This is a genomic window from Cloacibacillus sp. (genome assembly GCA_036655895.1).
In the GTDB taxonomy this organism is placed as follows: Bacteria; Synergistota; Synergistia; order Synergistales; family Synergistaceae; genus JAVVPF01.
In genome coordinates, this window is record JAVVPF010000147.1 from 1 (window position 1) to 578 (window position 578).

Consider the following 578-nt stretch of genomic DNA (forward strand, 5'->3'; position numbering starts at 1 on the left):
TCTTGACACGGTGGGAGAGAGAGCGTAATATATCTCCTTGCGCTTGAGACACTGAAGCGCGAACGAAGCCCCCGAATAGGGCGGCCGGGCACCTTGAAAACTGGATACTGTGATACGAATTTTAAGCTAGTAAGAACCTCGTCGAAGGTCCGCCCCGATCAAAAGGGCTCCGGACGCTTTGATTGTTTTACCAAGATCTACTTAAAGTCATAAACGCAACAAGCCTTCGGGTTTGTTCATTTAAACGGAGAGTTTGATCCTGGCTCAGGATGAACGCTGGCGGCGTGCTTAACACATGCAAGTCGAACGATTAAACCACCTTCGGGTGGATATAGAGTGGCGAACGGGTGAGTAACACGTGACCAACCTACCTTCTTCATCGGGATAACCCAGAGAAATCTGCGCTAATACCGGATACTCCGTAGCATTCGCATGTTTGCTTCGGGAAAGCTTTTGCGGGAGAAGATGGGGTCGCGGCCTATTAGATTGTTGGCGGGGTAATGGCCCACCAAGTCGATGATAGGTAGCCGGGTTGAGAGACCGATCGGCCACATTGGGACTGAGATACGGCCCAGACT

General features: G+C 51.2%; 1 rRNA gene. It reads left to right on the top strand.

Annotation, left to right across the window (positions count from 1 at the left end):
* Positions 1 to 241: 241 nt before the first annotated feature.
* Positions 242 to 578 (top strand): 16S ribosomal RNA (locus tag RRY12_13385); the annotation flags it as partial.